Below are 1,212 nucleotides of genomic sequence, written 5' to 3' on the forward strand. Positions count from 1 at the left end.
GGGCTGTGTCCGCGTCGTTTGTAGTGACTGGTTCGGGCTTGGTGTTGTCGTCGTCGGCGCCAGTGTGACCAGTGCAGGATGTGATCGATGGGAGTGGGAGCGCGGTCGTTGAGGCGAGTGATCAGGCGTCTGATTTCGGCGAGGCTGAGGTGGATGAGCTGGGAGGATCCGTTTCTGCTTTGTCTGTGTCCAGTGCCCGGGCTCGCAGGACGGTCAGGCAGGCGTGGGCGGCCATGGCGAGGGTGATGTGGCGGTGCCAGCCGGGATAGCGGCGGACTTGGTAGTCGTCCAGGCCGCACTCCTGCTTCGCGCTCTGGAAGCATTCCTCGACAGCCCAGCGGCTGCCGGCGATGCGGATCAGCTGATCGAGCGTGGTGTCCGCGGGACAATAGGCGATGTAGTAGGAGATCTCGTCGGGGCGGCTGACGCTGCGGCGGGCGATCACCCAGTGACGGCGGTCCTCCCGGTGCCAGGGCCGTACCTCGACACGCGCCCAGTCAAAGACCCGTGGCCCGTGGGCACCTCTCCCGCAGGAGCGTCGCTTCCACTTCTGCCGGGGCAGAGCGGCAAAGAGGTCGTGGACGGGGTGGTCGAGGGCCCAGCGGGTCACCACGGTGTCATGCCGGGTGGTGGCCATGACGTGGAAGACGTCTGCCCGTTCCAGCTCGTGCCGCCGGCCCTTGCTGAAGCCATAGGCGGCGTCCGCGGTCACCCAGCGGAACGGGATCCGGTCTGCGATCGCCTTGCGGACCATCGCCTTGGCCATGACCACCTTCGTCGCGAAGGCGGTCTCATCGGTGATGCCGGCCCGGCGGCAGCGTTCGCGGTCGTCCGTCCAGGACGTGGGCAGATACAGTCGACGGTCGATCAACGTCCGGCCGCGCTCGGCGGCGTATGCGAGAAAGACACCGACCTGGCAGTTCTCCGTTCCGTCCGGCCCGCGGTGCCCGAGTACTGGCGCTGGACACCCGCCGACCGGGTTCCCTTCTTCAGGAAGCCGGTGTCGTCCACGATGAGCACGGCCTCGGAGTCACCGAGGTGCTCAACGACGTAGTCCCGCAGATCGTCCAGGACCTCGTCGGCATCCCAGTCGATCCGGTTCAACAGTCGTTGGATGCGGTCCGGCCCGGCATGACCGGCCTGTTCCGCCAGTGTCCAGCCGTTCTTCCGCTCCAGCGGAGCGATCAGCCCTCGCATATAGACCAGTGCTGA

1 pseudogene is annotated in these 1,212 nt (G+C 66.7%); it reads right to left on the reverse strand.

Going from position 1 to position 1,212, the window contains the following annotated elements:
* Positions 1-121 precede the first annotated feature (121 nt).
* Positions 122-1,212 (reverse strand): annotated as a pseudogene (locus ACWCXX_RS41435) (IS701 family transposase); the annotation flags it as partial.

The sequence above is a fragment of the Streptomyces sp. NPDC001732 genome (assembly GCF_053596315.1).